The organism is Pseudomonas sp. S04 (assembly GCF_009834545.1).
Lineage (GTDB): Bacteria > Pseudomonadota > Gammaproteobacteria > Pseudomonadales > Pseudomonadaceae > Aquipseudomonas.
Window position 1 is genome coordinate 974,577 of the sequence record NZ_CP019427.1, and the last position, 16,273, is coordinate 990,849.

Annotated in this window: 18 protein-coding genes; 13 read left to right on the forward strand and 5 right to left on the reverse strand. The window is 60.3% G+C overall.

What is annotated here, in order from left to right:
• Positions 1 to 2 precede the first annotated feature (2 nt).
• A complete protein-coding gene (locus tag PspS04_RS04140; RefSeq protein ID WP_159993778.1) occupies positions 3 to 527 on the reverse strand; it encodes a KdsC family phosphatase in 525 nt (174 codons plus the stop codon).
• Positions 527 to 1,501 carry a KpsF/GutQ family sugar-phosphate isomerase gene (locus PspS04_RS04145; RefSeq protein WP_159993780.1) on the reverse strand — a complete coding sequence of 325 codons (975 nt, stop codon included), beginning with the start codon at positions 1,499 to 1,501 and terminating at the stop codon, positions 527 to 529. The genes PspS04_RS04140 and PspS04_RS04145 overlap by 1 nt, the downstream gene beginning before the upstream one ends.
• A gap of 277 nt (positions 1,502 to 1,778) precedes the next feature.
• On the opposite strand from PspS04_RS04145, the gene PspS04_RS04150 reads away from it, so the two are divergent.
• From PspS04_RS04150 to hisC, 10 genes are all read left to right on the forward strand, one after another.
• Entirely contained in the window at positions 1,779 to 2,588 is an 810-nt protein-coding gene (locus PspS04_RS04150) for an ATP-binding cassette domain-containing protein (RefSeq protein ID WP_095169357.1), read from the forward strand.
• Complete coding sequence (gene mlaE / locus PspS04_RS04155; RefSeq protein WP_159993782.1) at positions 2,588 to 3,385, forward strand: lipid asymmetry maintenance ABC transporter permease subunit MlaE; 798 nt, start codon at positions 2,588 to 2,590, stop codon at positions 3,383 to 3,385. Before PspS04_RS04150 ends, mlaE begins: the two co-directional genes overlap by 1 nt.
• The gene (gene mlaD, locus PspS04_RS04160) at positions 3,385 to 3,852 is read left to right on the forward strand and encodes an outer membrane lipid asymmetry maintenance protein MlaD (RefSeq protein ID WP_027618532.1); all 468 of its coding nucleotides are present in this window, start codon (positions 3,385 to 3,387) and stop codon (positions 3,850 to 3,852) included. Before mlaE ends, mlaD begins: the two co-directional genes overlap by 1 nt.
• Before the next feature lie 11 nt (positions 3,853 to 3,863).
• Positions 3,864 to 4,505, forward strand: a complete 642-nt coding sequence (locus PspS04_RS04165; protein WP_159993784.1) for an MlaC/ttg2D family ABC transporter substrate-binding protein — start codon at positions 3,864 to 3,866, stop codon at positions 4,503 to 4,505.
• The gene (locus PspS04_RS04170; RefSeq protein WP_095169360.1) at positions 4,502 to 4,807 is read left to right on the forward strand and encodes an STAS domain-containing protein; all 306 of its coding nucleotides are present in this window, start codon (positions 4,502 to 4,504) and stop codon (positions 4,805 to 4,807) included. Before PspS04_RS04165 ends, PspS04_RS04170 begins: the two co-directional genes overlap by 4 nt.
• A gap of 114 nt (positions 4,808 to 4,921) precedes the next feature.
• Entirely contained in the window at positions 4,922 to 5,161 is a 240-nt protein-coding gene (locus tag PspS04_RS04175) for a BolA family protein (RefSeq protein ID WP_003439919.1), read from the forward strand.
• A 22-nt stretch (positions 5,162 to 5,183) separates the two neighbouring features.
• Positions 5,184 to 6,449 carry a UDP-N-acetylglucosamine 1-carboxyvinyltransferase gene (gene murA, locus PspS04_RS04180; RefSeq protein WP_095169361.1) on the forward strand — a complete coding sequence of 422 codons (1,266 nt, stop codon included), beginning with the start codon at positions 5,184 to 5,186 and terminating at the stop codon, positions 6,447 to 6,449.
• Between the two features lie 125 nt (positions 6,450 to 6,574).
• The gene (gene hisG / locus PspS04_RS04185) at positions 6,575 to 7,210 is read left to right on the forward strand and encodes an ATP phosphoribosyltransferase (protein WP_095169362.1); all 636 of its coding nucleotides are present in this window, start codon (positions 6,575 to 6,577) and stop codon (positions 7,208 to 7,210) included.
• 125 nt (positions 7,211 to 7,335) lie between these two features.
• Positions 7,336 to 8,661, forward strand: a complete 1,326-nt coding sequence (gene hisD, locus PspS04_RS04190) for a histidinol dehydrogenase (protein ID WP_159993786.1) — start codon at positions 7,336 to 7,338, stop codon at positions 8,659 to 8,661.
• 2 nt (positions 8,662 to 8,663) lie between these two features.
• Positions 8,664 to 9,716, forward strand: a complete 1,053-nt coding sequence (gene hisC / locus PspS04_RS04195) for a histidinol-phosphate transaminase (protein ID WP_095169364.1) — start codon at positions 8,664 to 8,666, stop codon at positions 9,714 to 9,716.
• Between the two features lie 69 nt (positions 9,717 to 9,785).
• Here hisC and algW read toward each other — a convergent pair whose 3' ends face one another.
• Positions 9,786 to 10,943: a Do family serine endopeptidase AlgW gene (gene algW, locus PspS04_RS04200; RefSeq protein WP_095169365.1), complete on the reverse strand. Its 1,158-nt coding sequence runs from the start codon at positions 10,941 to 10,943 to the stop codon at positions 9,786 to 9,788.
• Between the two features lie 102 nt (positions 10,944 to 11,045).
• Here algW and PspS04_RS04205 point away from each other — a divergent pair, with 102 nt between their 5' ends.
• On the forward strand, positions 11,046 to 11,804 hold the full coding sequence (locus PspS04_RS04205; RefSeq protein ID WP_159993788.1) for a Nif3-like dinuclear metal center hexameric protein: 759 nt from the start codon (positions 11,046 to 11,048) through the stop codon (positions 11,802 to 11,804).
• Between the two features lie 142 nt (positions 11,805 to 11,946).
• On the opposite strand, the gene PspS04_RS04210 is transcribed toward PspS04_RS04205, so the two are convergent.
• Positions 11,947 to 12,783, reverse strand: coding sequence for an IS3 family transposase (locus PspS04_RS04210; protein ID WP_335929848.1), 837 nt, complete (start codon positions 12,781 to 12,783; stop codon positions 11,947 to 11,949).
• Complete coding sequence (locus PspS04_RS27625; protein WP_237234924.1) at positions 12,780 to 13,082, reverse strand: transposase; 303 nt, start codon at positions 13,080 to 13,082, stop codon at positions 12,780 to 12,782. Before PspS04_RS27625 ends, PspS04_RS04210 begins: the two co-directional genes overlap by 4 nt.
• Before the next feature lie 233 nt (positions 13,083 to 13,315).
• Here PspS04_RS27625 and cysD point away from each other — a divergent pair, with 233 nt between their 5' ends.
• Both cysD and cysN read left to right on the forward strand, forming a co-directional pair.
• Positions 13,316 to 14,233, forward strand: coding sequence for a sulfate adenylyltransferase subunit CysD (gene cysD, locus PspS04_RS04215; protein ID WP_060542996.1), 918 nt, complete (start codon positions 13,316 to 13,318; stop codon positions 14,231 to 14,233).
• Between the two features lie 9 nt (positions 14,234 to 14,242).
• Positions 14,243 to 16,141 (forward strand): sulfate adenylyltransferase subunit CysN, encoded by a 1,899-nt coding sequence (cysN, locus tag PspS04_RS04220; protein ID WP_159993790.1) that lies wholly within the window; start codon positions 14,243 to 14,245, stop codon positions 16,139 to 16,141.
• The last annotated feature ends 132 nt before the right edge of the window (positions 16,142 to 16,273 follow it).

The following is a 16,273-nucleotide window of genomic DNA, read 5'->3' on the forward strand; positions in this document are numbered from 1 at the left end:
ACTCACAGGTACGCGACGTTGGCGTCTTGCAGATTGCCTTGGGCGCGTAATATCAATTCACAGAATTCTCGAGCAGCACCTTCGCCACCACGGGCCTCGGTGATGCCGTGGGCGTGTTCGCGGACAAAACTCGCGGCATTGGCAACGGCCATGCCCAGGCCGACCCGTACAATCACCGGCAGGTCGGGCAGGTCGTCGCCCAGATAGGCGACTTGTTCATAGCTTAGGCCCAGTTGCGCGAGAAGCTCGTCGAGCACCACAAGTTTGTCCTCGCGGCCTTGATACAGGTGGGTAATCCCCAGGTTTTTGGCGCGATGCTGGACTGCCGGGCTAGTTCGACCACTGATAATGGCCATTGTCACACCGCTGGCTCGCAACATTTTCATGCCCTGGCCGTCGAGGGTGCTGAAACTCTTGAACTCGCTGCCATCCTCGAGGAAATGCAGGCGTCCGTCCGTGAGTACGCCGTCGACGTCGAAGACCGCCAGCTTGACGGGCCTGGCGCGTTCGAGCAGGTCGTCAGCCATTACATCACCCCTGCGCGCAACAAGTCGTGCATGTTCAGGGCACCTACCGGGCGGTCGTTGTCGTCGACCACCACCAAGGCGTTGATCTTGTTGTCTTCCATGATCTTCAGGGCTTGTGCGGCGAGCATGTCGGCCCGGGCGGTCTTGCCGTGAAGGGTCATCACGTGCTCGATTTTGGCCTGCTGGAAGTCGATCGCACGGTCCAGGGAGCGGCGCAGGTCACCGTCCGTGAAAATTCCGGCCAGGGTGCCATCGGCTTCCAGGACCACGGTCATGCCCAGGCCCTTGCGGGTCATTTCCAGCAAGGCGTCCTTGAGCGGCGTGCCGCGCGCCACCTGCGGCAAGTCGGCACCGATGTGCATGACGTCTTCGACCTTCAGCAGCAGGCGGCGACCCAGCGCGCCACCCGGGTGGGAAAAGGCGAAGTCTTCGGCGGTAAAGCCCCGGGCTTCCAGCAGGGCCACTGCCAGGGCGTCGCCCATCACCAGCGCGGCGGTGGTCGATGAGGTGGGTGCCAGGTTCAGCGGGCAGGCTTCATGCTCGACATGCACATTGAGATTGACATCGGCGGCCTTGGCCAGCGCTGAGTCAGGATTGCCGGTCAGGCTGATCAACTGGATCCCCATGCGCTTGATCAGCGGCAGCAGGGTGATGATTTCGTGGGTCGAGCCGGAATTGGACAGGGCAAGGATGATGTCATCTCGGGTAATCATGCCCATGTCGCCGTGGCTGGCTTCGGCGGGGTGCACGAAAAAGGCCGTGGTGCCGGTGCTGGCCAGGGTCGCGGCAATCTTGTTGCCGATGTGCCCGGACTTGCCCATGCCGACTACCACCACTCGGCCTTTGCTGGACAGAATCAACTCGCAAGCGCGTACGAAGTCTGCGTCGATATGGGCCAGCAAGCCTTTGACGGCTTCCAGCTCGAGGCGGATCGTACGTTGTGCCGATTTGATCGGGTCGCTGGACTGGCTCATGTCTGAAGTCGAATAGCCTGGGAAAAGGTGGCGATTATAACGGTAATGATCAATTCCCTCACGTTAGTTCGTCACGCTTTGTGCGGGCTGCGTCACGGGAACCCTGCGATTAACCGGCTTTAACCTTAATTGAAGCTGAATGCGGCGGTCTTCGGCCTTGGGCGCCGTGGCTGGGCAGTGATATAGTTCGTCGCCTGTCCGGCCTGCCAAGGATGATATGTGCTCTCGTCGGAGGGTGCGGCGTCCGAGTGAGAGGCTTGCATCGCAAGGAGTTTAGATGAGTGCCGATAACGCCTACGCGGTCGAGCTTAAGGGAGTGTCCTTCAAGCGCGGCGCGCGCAGCATTTTCAACAATGTCGATATTCGCATACCACGCGGTAAGGTCACCGGCATCATGGGGCCTTCCGGTTGCGGGAAAACCACGCTGCTACGCCTGATGGGCGCGCAGTTGCGTCCTTCCAGTGGCGAAGTGTGGGTCAACGGCCAGAATTTGCCCAAGCTGTCGCGCAGCGATCTGTTCGATGCGCGCAAGCATATGGGCGTGCTGTTCCAGAGCGGAGCGCTGTTCACCGACCTCGATGTATTCGAGAACGTCGCGTTTCCGCTGCGCGTGCATACCCAGCTGCCCGAAGAAATGATCCGCGACATCGTCCTGATGAAACTGCAGGCGGTGGGTTTGCGCGGGGCTACCGAGTTGATGCCTGACGAACTGTCCGGCGGCATGAAGCGTCGTGTCGCGCTGGCCCGGGCGATTGCCCTGGACCCGGGCATCCTCATGTACGACGAGCCCTTCGTCGGCCAGGACCCCATCGCCATGGGGGTGCTGGTTCGCCTGATTCGCCTGCTCAACGATGCCCTGGGGATCACCAGCATCGTGGTTTCCCATGACCTGGCCGAAACCGCGAGCATCGCTGATTACCTGTATGTAGTCGGTGATGGCCAGGTACTGGGGCAGGGCACGCCCGCCGAACTGATGGATTCCGATAATCCGCGGATCCGCCAATTCATGAAAGGTGATCCGGACGGTCCGGTACCCTTCCATTTTCCCGCGACGGATTACCGCGCAGATCTTCTGGGGAAGCGCTGATGCGCAAGACTTCACTGATAGAGAGAGTGCGTCGATTCGGCCAGGCCGCCATCGACAGCGTCGCGGTGCTTGGCCGTTCGTCATTGTTCCTGTTTCACGCCTTGCTCGGGCGCGGCAGCGTCGGCGGCGGGTTCAACCTGCTGATCAAACAGCTGCACTCGGTTGGCGTGATGTCCCTGGTGATCATTGTGGTCTCGGGGATCTTCATCGGCATGGTGCTGGCGCTGCAAGGCTTCAACATCCTCTCCAGCTACGGTTCGGAGCAGGCGGTTGGGCAGATGGTGGCGCTGACCCTGTTGCGCGAGCTGGGGCCGGTGGTGACTGCGCTGCTGTTTGCCGGGCGCGCCGGTTCGGCGCTGACCGCGGAAATCGGCAACATGAAGTCCACCGAGCAGTTGTCCAGCCTGGAAATGATTGGCGTCGACCCGCTCAAGTACATCATTGCCCCAAGACTATGGGCCGGCTTCATTTCCCTGCCGCTGCTGGCGATGATTTTCAGCGTGGTTGGTATCTGGGGTGGTTCCTGGGTGGCTGTCGACTGGCTGGGCGTGTATGAAGGCTCTTACTGGTCGAACATGCAAAACAGCGTGACGTTCAATGGCGACGTGCTCAATGGTGTCATTAAAAGCATGGTCTTTGCCTTTGTCGTGACCTGGATCGCCGTATTCCAAGGCTATGACTGTGAGCCCACTTCAGAGGGGATCAGTCGTGCCACCACCAAGACCGTGGTGTATGCCTCATTGGCCATTCTCGGCCTGGACTTTATTCTGACCGCCTTGATGTTTGGAGATTTCTGATGCAAAACCGCACCCTGGAAATCGGTGTCGGCCTTTTCTTGCTGGCTGGCATCCTGGCTTTACTGTTGCTTGCTCTGCGGGTCAGTGGACTGTCCCCGGTGTCGAGCACCGACAGCTATAAACTTTATGCGTATTTCGACAATATCGCCGGTTTGACTGTCAGATCGAAAGTGACCATGGCCGGTGTGACCATCGGCAAGGTCACGGCAATCGATCTGGATCGCGACAGTTTCACCGGACGTGTGACGCTGCAGCTGGAAAAACGGGTAGATAACCTGCCGTCCGACTCCACTGCATCTATCCTCACCGCTGGCCTGTTGGGCGAGAAATACATCGGTATCAGCGTGGGCGGCGAAGAATCCTTGCTCAAGGATGGCGGGACCATCCATGACACGCAGTCCTCGCTGGTGCTCGAAGACCTGATCGGTAAATTCCTGCTCAATACTGTTAGTAAAGAAGCTAAATGAGGAGTTTTTCCATGATCTCTACCTTGCGACGTGGCCTGTTGGTACTGCTCGCGGCCTTGCCGCTGGTGGCTAACGCCGTGGCTGCGCCCTCTGCGCATGATCTGGTGCAGGATACGACCAGCCGGTTGCTCGCCGATCTGGCGGCCAACAAGGAAAAGTACAAGCAGGACCCGAAAGACTTCTACGCCGCGCTGAACAGCATTGTCGGGCCCGTGGTGGATGCCGAAGGCATCTCCAAGAGCATCATGACCGTCAAGTATTCGCGCAAAGCCACGCCGGCGCAGATGAAGACCTTCGAAGAGAACTTCAAGACTGGCCTGTTCCAGTTCTATGGCAATGCGCTGCTTGAGTACAACAACCAGGGCATCACCGTGGACCCGGCCAAGGACGAGTCGGGCGACCGCACCAGCGTCGGCATGACCGTCAAGGGCAGCAACGGCGCGATCTATCCAGTGTCCTACACCCTGGAAAAGATCAATGGCGAGTGGAAACTGCGCAACGTGATCATCAATGGCATCAACATTGGCAAGCTGTTCCGTGACCAGTTCGCCGACGCCATGCAACGCAACGGCAACGACCTGGACAAGACCATCAATGGTTGGGCCGGTGAAGTGGCCAAGGCCAAGGAAAACACCGAGAAGCAAAGCCAATGAGTGACTCGGCCGTGCGTTTGGGGGAGGCCGGTGAGCTGCTGCTCAGCGGAGTCCTCGATTACCGCTCCGGGCCAGTCCTGCGCAAGCAGGGCCAGGCCTTGATCAAATCGAGCACGGCACCTGCCGTGGTGCTCGATTGCGCCGGTGTGGAGAAATCCAGCAGCGTTGGCTTGTCCTTGCTGCTGGCGTTCATTCGTGATGCGGCAGCGGCCGGCAAGGCGGTGAGCATCCGTGCCCTGCCTGACGATATGCGTGAAATTGCTCAGGTCTCGGGTTTGACCGAGCTTTTGGCGCACCCTTAACTACCATCTATAAAGAAGCCCCCCGTCAGAGTCCTGCTATGCGGGGTTCGCAGGCGCGGGGCTTTTTTGTATGATGTCCGACCCGCGCGCACAGGGCGCCGATTGAGGTTTAGCATGCAGGCCGTAGAAGTGAAGAGCTTCCTTGAGGGAAAGCTTCCCGGAACTCAGGTAGAAGTTGAAGGCGAAGGCTGCAACTTTCAGCTGAACGTGATTAGCGATGAACTGGTGGCTTTGAGCCCGGTCAAGCGTCAGCAGAGCATCTATGCCCATTTGAACCCATGGATCGCCGATGGCAGCATCCACGCGGTCACTATGAAATTTTTCAGCAGCGCGGCCTGGGCCGAGCGCACCTGAGCCCAAGGGCGTCGAGATTCTTATGGATAAATTGATTATTACCGGCGGCGTTCGTCTTGATGGCGAAATCCGTATCTCCGGGGCAAAGAACTCTGCCCTGCCGATCCTGGCGGCAACGCTGCTGTGCGATGGCCCGGTGACGGTTGCCAACCTGCCGCACTTGCACGACATCACCACCATGATCGAGCTGTTCGGTCGAATGGGCATTGAGCCTGTGATCGACGAAAAACTCAGCGTCGAAATCGACCCACGTACCATCAAGACCCTGATCGCGCCGTACGAACTGGTGAAAACCATGCGTGCCTCGATCCTGGTGCTGGGGCCGATGGTTGCCCGTTTTGGCGAGGCCGAAGTGGCGCTGCCTGGCGGTTGCGCCATCGGTTCGCGTCCGGTCGACCTGCACATCCGTGGCCTTGAAGCCATGGGCGCGACCATCGACGTGGAAGGCGGCTACATCAAGGCCAAGGCGCCAGAAGGCGGCTTGCGCGGGGCCAACTTCTTCTTCGATACCGTCAGTGTGACCGGTACCGAGAACATCATGATGGCCGCAGCCCTGGCCAACGGCCGCAGCGTGCTGCAGAACGCCGCTCGTGAGCCGGAAGTCGTCGACCTGGCGAACTTCCTCAACGCCATGGGCGCCAACGTCCAGGGCGCTGGCACCGACACCATCACCATCGAAGGCGTGAAGCGCCTGGGCACTGCCACCTACCGCGTGATGCCGGACCGTATCGAAACCGGTACCTACCTGGTCGCGGCAGCCGTGACCGGCGGCCGGGTGAAGGTCAAGGACACCGATCCGACCATCCTCGAAGCGGTGCTGGAAAAACTTCGCGAAGCCGGTGCTGAAATCACCACGGGCGAAGACTGGATCGAGCTGAACATGCACGGCAAGCGACCGAAAGCGGTCAACGTGCGTACTGCTCCGTACCCGGCGTTTCCGACCGACATGCAGGCGCAGTTCATCTCCCTCAACGCTATTGCCGAAGGCACGGGCGCTGTGATCGAGACGATCTTCGAAAACCGCTTCATGCACGTCTACGAGCTGCACCGCATGGGCGCTCATATCCAGGTCGAAGGCAACACTGCCATCGTTACCGGCATCGACAAGCTCAAGGGCGCGCCAGTCATGGCCACCGACCTGCGTGCTTCGGCCAGTCTGGTGATTTCGGCGCTGGTAGCCGAAGGCGATACGCTGATCGATCGCATCTACCACATAGACCGTGGTTACGAGTGCATCGAAGAGAAGCTGCAGATGCTCGGCGCGAAGATCCGCCGCGTACCGGGCTAGTCGTTGCGTCAAGGGCACAGGGAGGTGCCCACAGATTTGTTGAAGTCGAGCCTGTTACGGGCTCGATCTGTGTCCGGCGCCGTTTGCGACCGGGCATCGTTGCCTGATAAGGACTGACGTTTCCCATGCTGACCATCGCACTGTCCAAGGGCCGCATCCTCGACGACACCCTGCCGCTTCTGGCTGAAGCGGGCATCGTGCCAACCGAGAATCCGGACAAGAGCCGCAAGCTGATCATCCCCACGACCCAGGCCGATGTGCGCTTGCTCATCGTGCGCGCCACTGATGTGCCGACCTACGTCGAGCATGGTGCCGCTGACCTGGGCGTCGCCGGTAAAGATGTGTTGATGGAATACGGCGGCCAGGGCCTCTACGAGCCGCTGGACCTGCAGATCGCCCAATGCAAGCTGATGACCGCCGGCAAAGTCGGTGCCATCGAGCCCAAGGGCCGCCTGCGGATCGCCACCAAGTTCGTCAACGTTGCCAAGCGTTACTACGCCGAGCAAGGCCGCCAGGTCGACATCATCAAGCTGTATGGCTCGATGGAACTGGCACCGCTGATCGGCCTGGCGGACAAGATCATCGACGTGGTCGATACCGGCAACACGCTGCGGGCCAACGGCCTGGAGCCACAGGAGTTCATTGCGGCGATCAGCTCCCGGCTGATCGTCAACAAGGCTTCGATGAAAATGCAACACGCCAGGATCCAGGCGTTGATCGACACCCTGCGCCAGGCAGTGGAGTCGCGACACCGCGGCTGATTCACTTGCGCGACGTTAAGTCGCGCCCGTCTATCCGCCTCATAGCCAGAATTCTCAGGTGCCCAAGCGGAACGACTGCTAGTTTAGGGCGCCTGAGTTTTTGCCATTCCTATGAGGCTCTCGCTATGACCGCACCGACTGCAATTCGCCGACTCAACGCTGCTGACCCGGATTTCGCGCATCATCTGGATCATCTGCTGAGCTGGGAAAGTGTGTCTGACGACTCGGTCAATCAGCGGGTGCTGGACATCATCAAGGCCGTGCGTGAGCGTGGCGATGCGGCACTGGTGGACTTTACCCGCCAGTTCGACGGCCTGGACGTGAAGTCCATGGCCGACCTGATCCTGCCGCGCGAGCGTCTGGAGCTGGCGCTCACCCGCATCTCCGTGCCTCAGCGCGAAGCGCTGGAAGTCGCCGCCGCCCGTGTGCGCAGCTACCACGAAAAGCAGAAGCAGGACTCCTGGAGCTACACCGAGGCCGATGGCACGGTGCTGGGCCAGAAAGTCACGCCGCTGGATCGCGCGGGCCTGTACGTGCCAGGCGGCAAGGCTTCCTACCCGTCTTCGGTGCTGATGAACGCGATTCCAGCCAAGGTCGCGGGTGTGCCCGAGGTGGTCATGGTGGTGCCGACGCCACGGGGCGAAATCAATGAGCTGGTGCTGGCCGCGGCCTGCATCGCCGGCGTCGACCGCGTGTTCACCATCGGTGGCGCTCAAGCCGTTGCCGCATTGGCTTACGGCACCGAAAGCGTGCCGCGGGTCGACAAGGTGGTCGGCCCGGGCAACATCTACGTTGCCACCGCCAAGCGCCACGTGTTTGGTCAGGTCGGTATCGACATGATTGCCGGGCCTTCGGAGATCCTCGTGGTGTGCGACGGCCAGACCGATCCGGACTGGATTGCCATGGACCTGTTTTCCCAGGCCGAGCACGACGAAGACGCCCAGGCTATCCTGGTCAGTCCCGACGCCGAATTCCTCGACCGGGTGGCGGCGAGCATCAGCAAGCTGCTGCCGACCATGGAACGTGCCGAGATCATCCAGACGTCGATCAACGGTCGTGGCGCACTGATCCAGGTGCGTGACATGCAACAAGCCATCGACGTAGCCAACCGCATCGCCCCGGAGCACCTGGAGTTGTCGGTGGCCGACCCGCAAGCCTGGCTGCCGCAGATTCGTCACGCTGGCGCGATCTTCATGGGGCGCCACACCTCTGAGGCCCTGGGCGATTATTGCGCCGGCCCCAACCACGTGCTGCCGACCTCCGGCACCGCGCGATTTTCCTCGCCGCTGGGGGTCTACGACTTCCAGAAGCGCTCGTCGATCATCTTCTGCTCCGAAGCGGGTGCCTCCGAGCTGGGTAAGACCGCCTCGGTGCTGGCTCGCGGCGAGTCGTTGACTGCCCACGCCCGTAGCGCCGAATACCGCATCGTTGCCGATCAGGAAGGGAACTGAACATGAGTAAATTCTGGAGTGCGTTCGTCAAGGACCTGGTGCCCTACGTCCCGGGCGAGCAGCCGAAGCTGACCAAGCTGGTCAAGCTCAATACCAACGAAAACCCCTACGGTCCATCGCCCAAGGCGCTGGCCGCCATGCAGGTCGAGTTGAACGACAACCTGCGCCTGTACCCGGACCCCAACAGCGACCTGCTCAAGCAAGCAGTGGCCAGCTACTACGGCGTGCAGGGTAACCAGGTGTTCCTCGGTAACGGTTCCGACGAAGTCCTGGCCCACATCTTTCACGGCCTGCTGCAGCACGACAAGCCGCTGCTGTTCCCGGATATCAGCTACAGCTTCTATCCGGTGTACTGCGGGCTGTACGGCATCACCTTTGACGCGGTGCCTCTGGACGAGCAGTTCCAGATCGACCCGGCGCACTACGCGCGGCCGAACGGCGGGATCATCTTCCCCAACCCGAACGCGCCGACCGGCTGCCTGTTGGCCCTGGACGCCGTCGAGCAGATCCTCAAGGCCAGCCCGGATTCCGTGGTGGTGGTGGATGAGGCCTACATCGACTTTGGCGGTGAGACGGCGATCAGCCTGGTGGACCGTTATCCGAACCTGCTGGTAACCCAGACCCTGTCCAAGTCGCGCTCGTTGGCCGGCTTGCGGGTTGGCCTGGCCGTTGGTCATCCGGACCTGATCGAGGCGTTGGAGCGGATCAAGAACAGCTTCAACTCCTACCCGTTGGATCGCCTGGCGATTGTCGGGGCGGCAGCGGCGTTCGAGGATCGCGAGTATTTCACCAAGACCTGCCAGTTGGTCATCGACAGTCGTGAGCAAGTGGTCGCGCAGTTGCAGGAAAAAGGCTTTGAGGTCCTGCCGTCGGCAGCCAACTTCATCTTCGCCCGTCACCCGCAGCACGATGCGGCAGCGCTGGCGGCGAAGTTGCGTGAGCAAGGGGTGATTGTCCGGCACTTCAAGCAGGAGCGGATTGCCCAGTTCCTGCGTATCTCCATCGGCACACCGGAGCAGAACCAGGCGTTGATCGACGGCTTGGGCGACCTCTAAAGCACCGTTGCCCCCTGTAGGAGCAAGCCGCCAACGGGCGCTCGCTCCTACAAGGGTTTATATCAGGCGTTACTCTTGTTCCTTGACCATGGGTGCAGGAGGTGGGCGCAGGCCGATTTCTGCGGTCAGCTTGAGCTCCTTGCCATTGCGGATCACCTGGATGCTGACCTTGTCGGTGGGCTTGATGCGCGCCACCTGGTTCATCGAGCGCCGACCGTCGCCAGCCGGCTCACCGTCGATGCTCAGGATCACATCCCCCAGTTGCAGGCCGGCTTTCTGCGCCGGGCCGTCACGGAAAATCCCCGCCACTACAATGCCCGGACGCCCGGACAGGCCAAACGACTCTGCCAGTTCCTGGCTCAAGGGTTGCACTTCAATGCCCAGCCAGCCACGAATCACCTGGCCGTGCTCGATGATCGACTTCATCACTTCCATGGCCAGCTTGATCGGAATCGCGAAGCCGATGCCCTGGGAGCCGCCGGACTTGGAGAAGATCGCCGTGTTGATGCCAGTCAGGTTGCCGTTGGCGTCCACCAGCGCGCCACCGGAGTTGCCGGGGTTGATTGCCGCATCGGTCTGGATGAAGTCTTCGTAGTTGTTCAGGCCCAACTGGTTGCGTCCGGTGGCACTGATGATGCCCATGGTCACGGTCTGGCCGACACCGAACGGGTTGCCGATGGCCAGTGCCACATCACCCACACGAATGCTTTCCGAGCGGCCGACGGTAATCGACGGCAGGTTCTTCAAGTCGATCTTGAGTACCGCCAGGTCGGTTTCCGGGTCACTGCCAATAACCCGGGCCAGGGTTTCGCGACCGTCCTTGAGCGCGACCACGATCTGGTCGGCACCGGAGGTGACGTGGTTGTTGGTCAGCAAATAGCCTTGCGAACTCATGATCACGCCCGAGCCGAGGCTCGATTCCATGCGCTTCTGCTTGGGCGCGTTATCGCCGAAGAAACGTCGGAACTGCGGGTCTTCGAACAGCGGGTGGCTGGTCTTGTTGACCACTTTGGTGGTGTAGAGGTTGACCACCGCGGGTGCGGCGATGACTACCGCGTCCGCGTAGGACACCGGGCCCTGCTGCGTCAGAGTGGTTTGCGGGGCCTGCTGCAGGTTCACATCCAGGTTCGGAAGCCCGACCCACTGTGGGTAACGCTGGATAATCAGCAACGCAATCAGCACGCCGGCCAATAGCGGCCAGCCAAAAAAACGCAGACCCTTGAGCATTGAACAAATCCTGGGAGGTTACGAGGGGCCAACGACGGCCCATAATGTCGCGCATTATACGAGGCCGCGCGTGCCTCTGAACGGGATATTTAGGAGTCTTTTATGGCCGTTGCCCTGAGCACCCTGGTAGCAGAAGCGGATCGTTACCTTGGCAGTTCGCGGATTGCCGATTATTGCCCCAATGGCCTGCAGGTCGAGGGGCGGCCGCAAGTCATGCGTATCGTCAGCGGCGTCACGGCCAGCCAGGCCTTGCTCGATGCCGCCGTCGAAGCCAGCGCCGACCTGATCCTGGTCCACCATGGCTACTTCTGGAAGGGCGAAAGCCCGTGCATCACCGGCATGAAGCAGCGCCGGCTCAAGACCCTGCTCAAACACGACATCAGCCTGCTGGCCTACCACCTGCCGCTGGACCTGCATCCGGAAGTGGGCAACAACGTGCAACTGGCCCGGCAACTGGAGATTACCGTGGAAGGCCCGCTGGACCCAGACAATGCCAAGGTGGTCGGGCTGGTCGGCTCCCTTGCCGAACCGATGACCGCCCGCGACTTTGCCCGCCACGTGCAGCAGGTCATGGGCCGCGAGCCGCTGTTGATCGAAGGCGAGCAGATGATCCGGCGAGTCGGCTGGTGCACCGGCGGCGGGCAGGGCTATATCGACCAGGCAGTGCAGGCCGGCGTCGACCTGTACCTGAGCGGTGAAGCGTCGGAGCAGACCTTCCACAGCGCCCGGGAAAACGGCATCAGTTTCGTCGCCGCCGGTCACCACGCCACCGAACGCTACGGCGTGCAGGCGCTGGGAGAATACCTGGCGCGTCGGTTTGCCCTGGAGCACATCTTCATCGACTGCCCAAACCCGATCTGACGAATCGCTTTCTTTGTAGGAGCGAGCCTGCTCGCGATGGTCGTCAACGATAACGCAGGAAGCCTGACATCCCGCAGTGTTCTCAGGTTCATCGCGAGCAAGCTGAACTGGTCAAGTAATTCTGGACACATGTTTAGGTTTTCTACGCGACCATTTTTTCCATGGCTACCGGCGAGCGATAGTCGTTGTAGCTGTGGAGCCTGGAGTTGTTGTAGCGCATCACGTATTGCTGCAAATCAGCTCGGGCTTCCTGCTCCGAGCTGTATCCGCCTTCAGGCATCCATTCTGATTTCAGGCTGCCAAAGAAGCGCTCCATTGGGGCGTTGTCCCAACATTGCCCCTTGCGACTCATGCTCTGGTTGATCCTGTGTGCCACCAACTCATTCCTGAACTTGTGACTGGTGTACTGGCATCCCTGGTCGGAATGAAACAACACCTCTTTGGGGCGTCCTCGCAGCTCAACCGCCATGCGTAACGCTTCGCACGTCAATGTGGCATCGGATATCAGTGAAAATGACCACCCCACGAGGCGGCGTGCAAATAAATCCAGAACCGCCGCGAAATACAGCCAACGCTTACCGATCTGAATGTAGGTAACGTCCCCGCACCAGACTTGATTGATCGCCGAGACATCAAACTTGCGCTTGAGCTCGTGAGGCGCCACCAAGGCCTCTACGCCCGAAGATTTGTATTTGTGGCGGCGCCGCTGACGACTGACGATACCGGCCTCTTTCATTAGGCTGCGAGCCATGTAGCGCCCCACGCGATGTCCCTTTGCTTGCAGTTCTTTGGAAAGAGTCCGAGCACCGGCAGAGCCCCTCGACTCCTTGTGTTGCTTGATCAAAACAACGATGAGCTTCTCGCGTTCAGGATTCGATCGGCCCTGACGCTGACGCCAGACGTAAAAACTGCTTCGATTAACTTCAAATACACGACAACAATCACTAATGCCGTACTGCTCGCCTAGCTCGCTGATCAGCGGAAATGATCTTTGGAGTCCATAAGCAGGAGAGCACTGGCCTTTTTTAGGATTTCGATATCCCGATCTTTTTGCTTGAGCAGGGCTTTAAGCGCCTGAATCTCTTTTTGCTCAGGCGTAATAGCTTTCGCCCCCACCGGTGTTGAACCCAGACGCTCCTTGCGGACTTGATCGACCCAACGACGTAATGCGGTAGGTCCGATGTTCAGGCTGGCGCAGACATCTGGGACAGCTAGCCCCTCATCAAGCACCATAAGCACAGCTTTGAGTTTGAACTCGTTGGAGTAGGAGTTACGCATTTCCATAGACGCCTCAGATTTGGGCGCCATCATAGCGCCCGATTGAAGTGTCCAGAATCATTAGGCCAGTTCAAGCTCGCTCCTACAGGGGGCGCGGATCACCCGAACGCGACGGTATATTGATATACCCTTTCGATCTAGTTGGCGTCCTGATTAGAAGGGGTCGCTGTGCTAGGATTCCCCGCTCGAACACGGCCCGGTGGCCGTTCATAAGAAAGTTTTCGTGAGTAGCCATGGTCGACAAACTGACGCATCTGAAACAGCTGGAGGCGGAAAGCATCCACATCATCCGCGAGGTGGCCGCCGAGTTCGATAACCCGGTGATGCTGTACTCCATCGGTAAAGACTCCGCCGTGATGCTGCACCTGGCACGCAAGGCGTTCTTCCCGGGCAAGCTGCCGTTTCCGGTGATGCACGTCGACACCCAGTGGAAATTCCAGGAGATGTACAGCTTCCGTGACAAAATGGTCGCCGAGCTGGGCCTGGACCTGATCACCCACGTCAACCCGGACGGTGTTGCGCAGGGCATCAACCCATTCACCCACGGCAGTGCCAAACACACCGACATCATGAAGACCGAAGGCCTGAAACAGGCTTTGGACAAGCATGGTTTCGACGCCGCCTTCGGTGGTGCGCGCCGCGATGAAGAGAAATCCCGCGCCAAGGAGCGCGTGTACTCGTTCCGCGACAGCAAGCACCGCTGGGACCCGAAAAACCAGCGCCCCGAGCTGTGGAACGTGTACAACGGCAAGGTCAACAAGGGCGAGTCGATCCGCGTCTTCCCACTGTCGAACTGGACCGAGCTGGATATCTGGCAGTACATCTACCTGGAAGGCATCCCGATCGTGCCGCTGTACTTCGCCGCTGAACGCGAGGTCATCGAGAAAAATGGCACGCTGATCATGATCGACGACGAGCGCATCCTCGAACACCTGAGCGATGAAGACAAAGCCCGCATCGTCAAAAAGAAAGTGCGTTTCCGTACCCTTGGTTGCTACCCGTTGACGGGCGCGGTGGAGTCCGAGGCTGAAAGCCTCACGGACATCATTCAGGAAATGCTCCTGACGCGAACTTCCGAGCGCCAGGGCCGTGTCATCGACCACGATGGCGCCGGCTCGATGGAAGACAAAAAACGTCAAGGTTATTTCTAAGGGGCTGTCATGTCGCATCAATCTGATTTGATCAGCGAGGACATCCTCGCCTACCTGGGCCAGCACGAACGTAAAGAACTGCTGCGTTTCCTGACCTGCGGTAACGTCGATGACGGCAAGAGCACCCTGATCGGGCGCCTGCTGCACGACTCCAAGATGATCTACGAAGACCATCTGGAAGCCATTACCCGCGACTCGAAGAAAGTCGGCACCACCGGTGACGATATCGACCTGGCATTGCTGGTCGACGGCCTGCAGGCTGAGCGCGAGCAAGGCATCACCATCGATGTCGCGTACCGCTACTTCTCCACCGCCAAACGCAAATTCATCATTGCCGATACCCCGGGCCATGAGCAGTACACCCGCAACATGGCCACCGGCGCGTCGACCTGTGACCTGGCGATCATCCTGGTGGACGCCCGCTACGGCGTGCAGACCCAGACCCGTCGCCACAGCTTCATCGCATCCCTGCTGGGCATCAAGCACATCGTCGTGGCCATCAACAAGATGGACCTCAAGGACTTCGACCAGGGCGTGTTCGAGTCGATCAAGGCCGACTACCTGCAGTTCGCCGAAGGCTTGAAGCTCAAGCCCACCAGCATGCACTTTGTGCCGATGTCAGCCCTCAAGGGCGACAACGTGGTGAACAAGTCCGAGCGTTCGCCGTGGTACACCGGCCAGTCGCTGATGGAAATCCTCGAGACCGTTGAAGTGGCGGGCGACCGTAACTTCACCGACCTGCGTTTCCCGGTGCAGTACGTCAACCGTCCCAACCTGAACTTCCGCGGTTTCGCCGGCACCCTGGCCAGCGGTATCGTCAAGAAAGGCGACGAAATCGTGGTCCTGCCTTCGGGCAAGAGCAGCCGCGTCAAATCCATCGTCACCTTCGAAGGTGAGCTGGAGCACGCCGGTCCTGGCCAGGCGGTCACCCTGACCATGGAAGACGAGATCGACATCTCCCGTGGCGACCTGCTGGTACATGCCGACAACGTGCCGCCGGTGACCGACAGCTTCGAAGCCATGCTGGTGTGGATGGCTGAAGAACCGATGCTGCCGGGCAAGAAGTACGACATCAAGCGCGCCACCAGCTACGTGCCGGGCTCCATTGCCAGCATCGTCAACAAGGTCGACGTCAACACCCTGGAAGAAGGCCCGGCCAGTGCGTTGCAACTGAACGAAATCGGCAAGGTCAGGATCGCGCTCGATGCGCCGATCGCCCTCGACGGTTACGAAAGCAACCGCACCACCGGCGCGTTCATCATCATCGACCGCTTGACCAACGGCACCGTGGGCGCCGGCATGATCGTCGCCCAACCGGTGGCGCACGGCAGTGCTACCCACCACGGCAAACTGGCGCACGTGGCCACAGAAGAACGTGCCCAGCGCTTCGGCCAGCAGCCGGCCACCGTGCTGTTCAGCGGCCTGTCGGGCGCGGGCAAGAGCACCCTGGCCTATGCGGTCGAGCGCAAGCTGTTCGACATGGGCCGTGCGGTGTTCGTGCTCGATGGCCAGAACCTGCGTCACGACCTCAACAAAGGCCTGCCGCAGGATCGCGCCGGGCGCACCGAGAACTGGCGTCGTGCGGCGCATGTTGCCCGGCAGTTCAACGAAGCCGGCCTGCTGACCCTGGCGGCCTTCGTGGCGCCGAGTTCCGAAGGTCGTGAGCAGGCCAAGGACCTGATCGGCAAGGACCGTCTGCTGACGGTCTACGTCCAGGCTTCGCCGGCGGTCTGCGCCGAACGTGATCCACAGGGCCTGTATGCGGCGGCCGGGGATAACATCCCGGGCGAGTCCTTCCCGTACGACGTGCCGTTGGACGCCGACCTGGTAGTCGACACCCAGGCGCTGTCGCTGGAAGACAGCGTCAAACAGGTGCTGGATCTGCTGCGTAGCCGCGGCGCGATCTAAGACAGGAGCAGCGGCAAGTTTCTAGCTTCAAGCTGCAAGGAAAAGCCCCCAGACAAGTGATTGTCTGGGGGCTTTTTTGTGTCTGTTCTGACCCCATCGCGGGCAAGCCCGCTCCCACAAGGTATGTGGTGT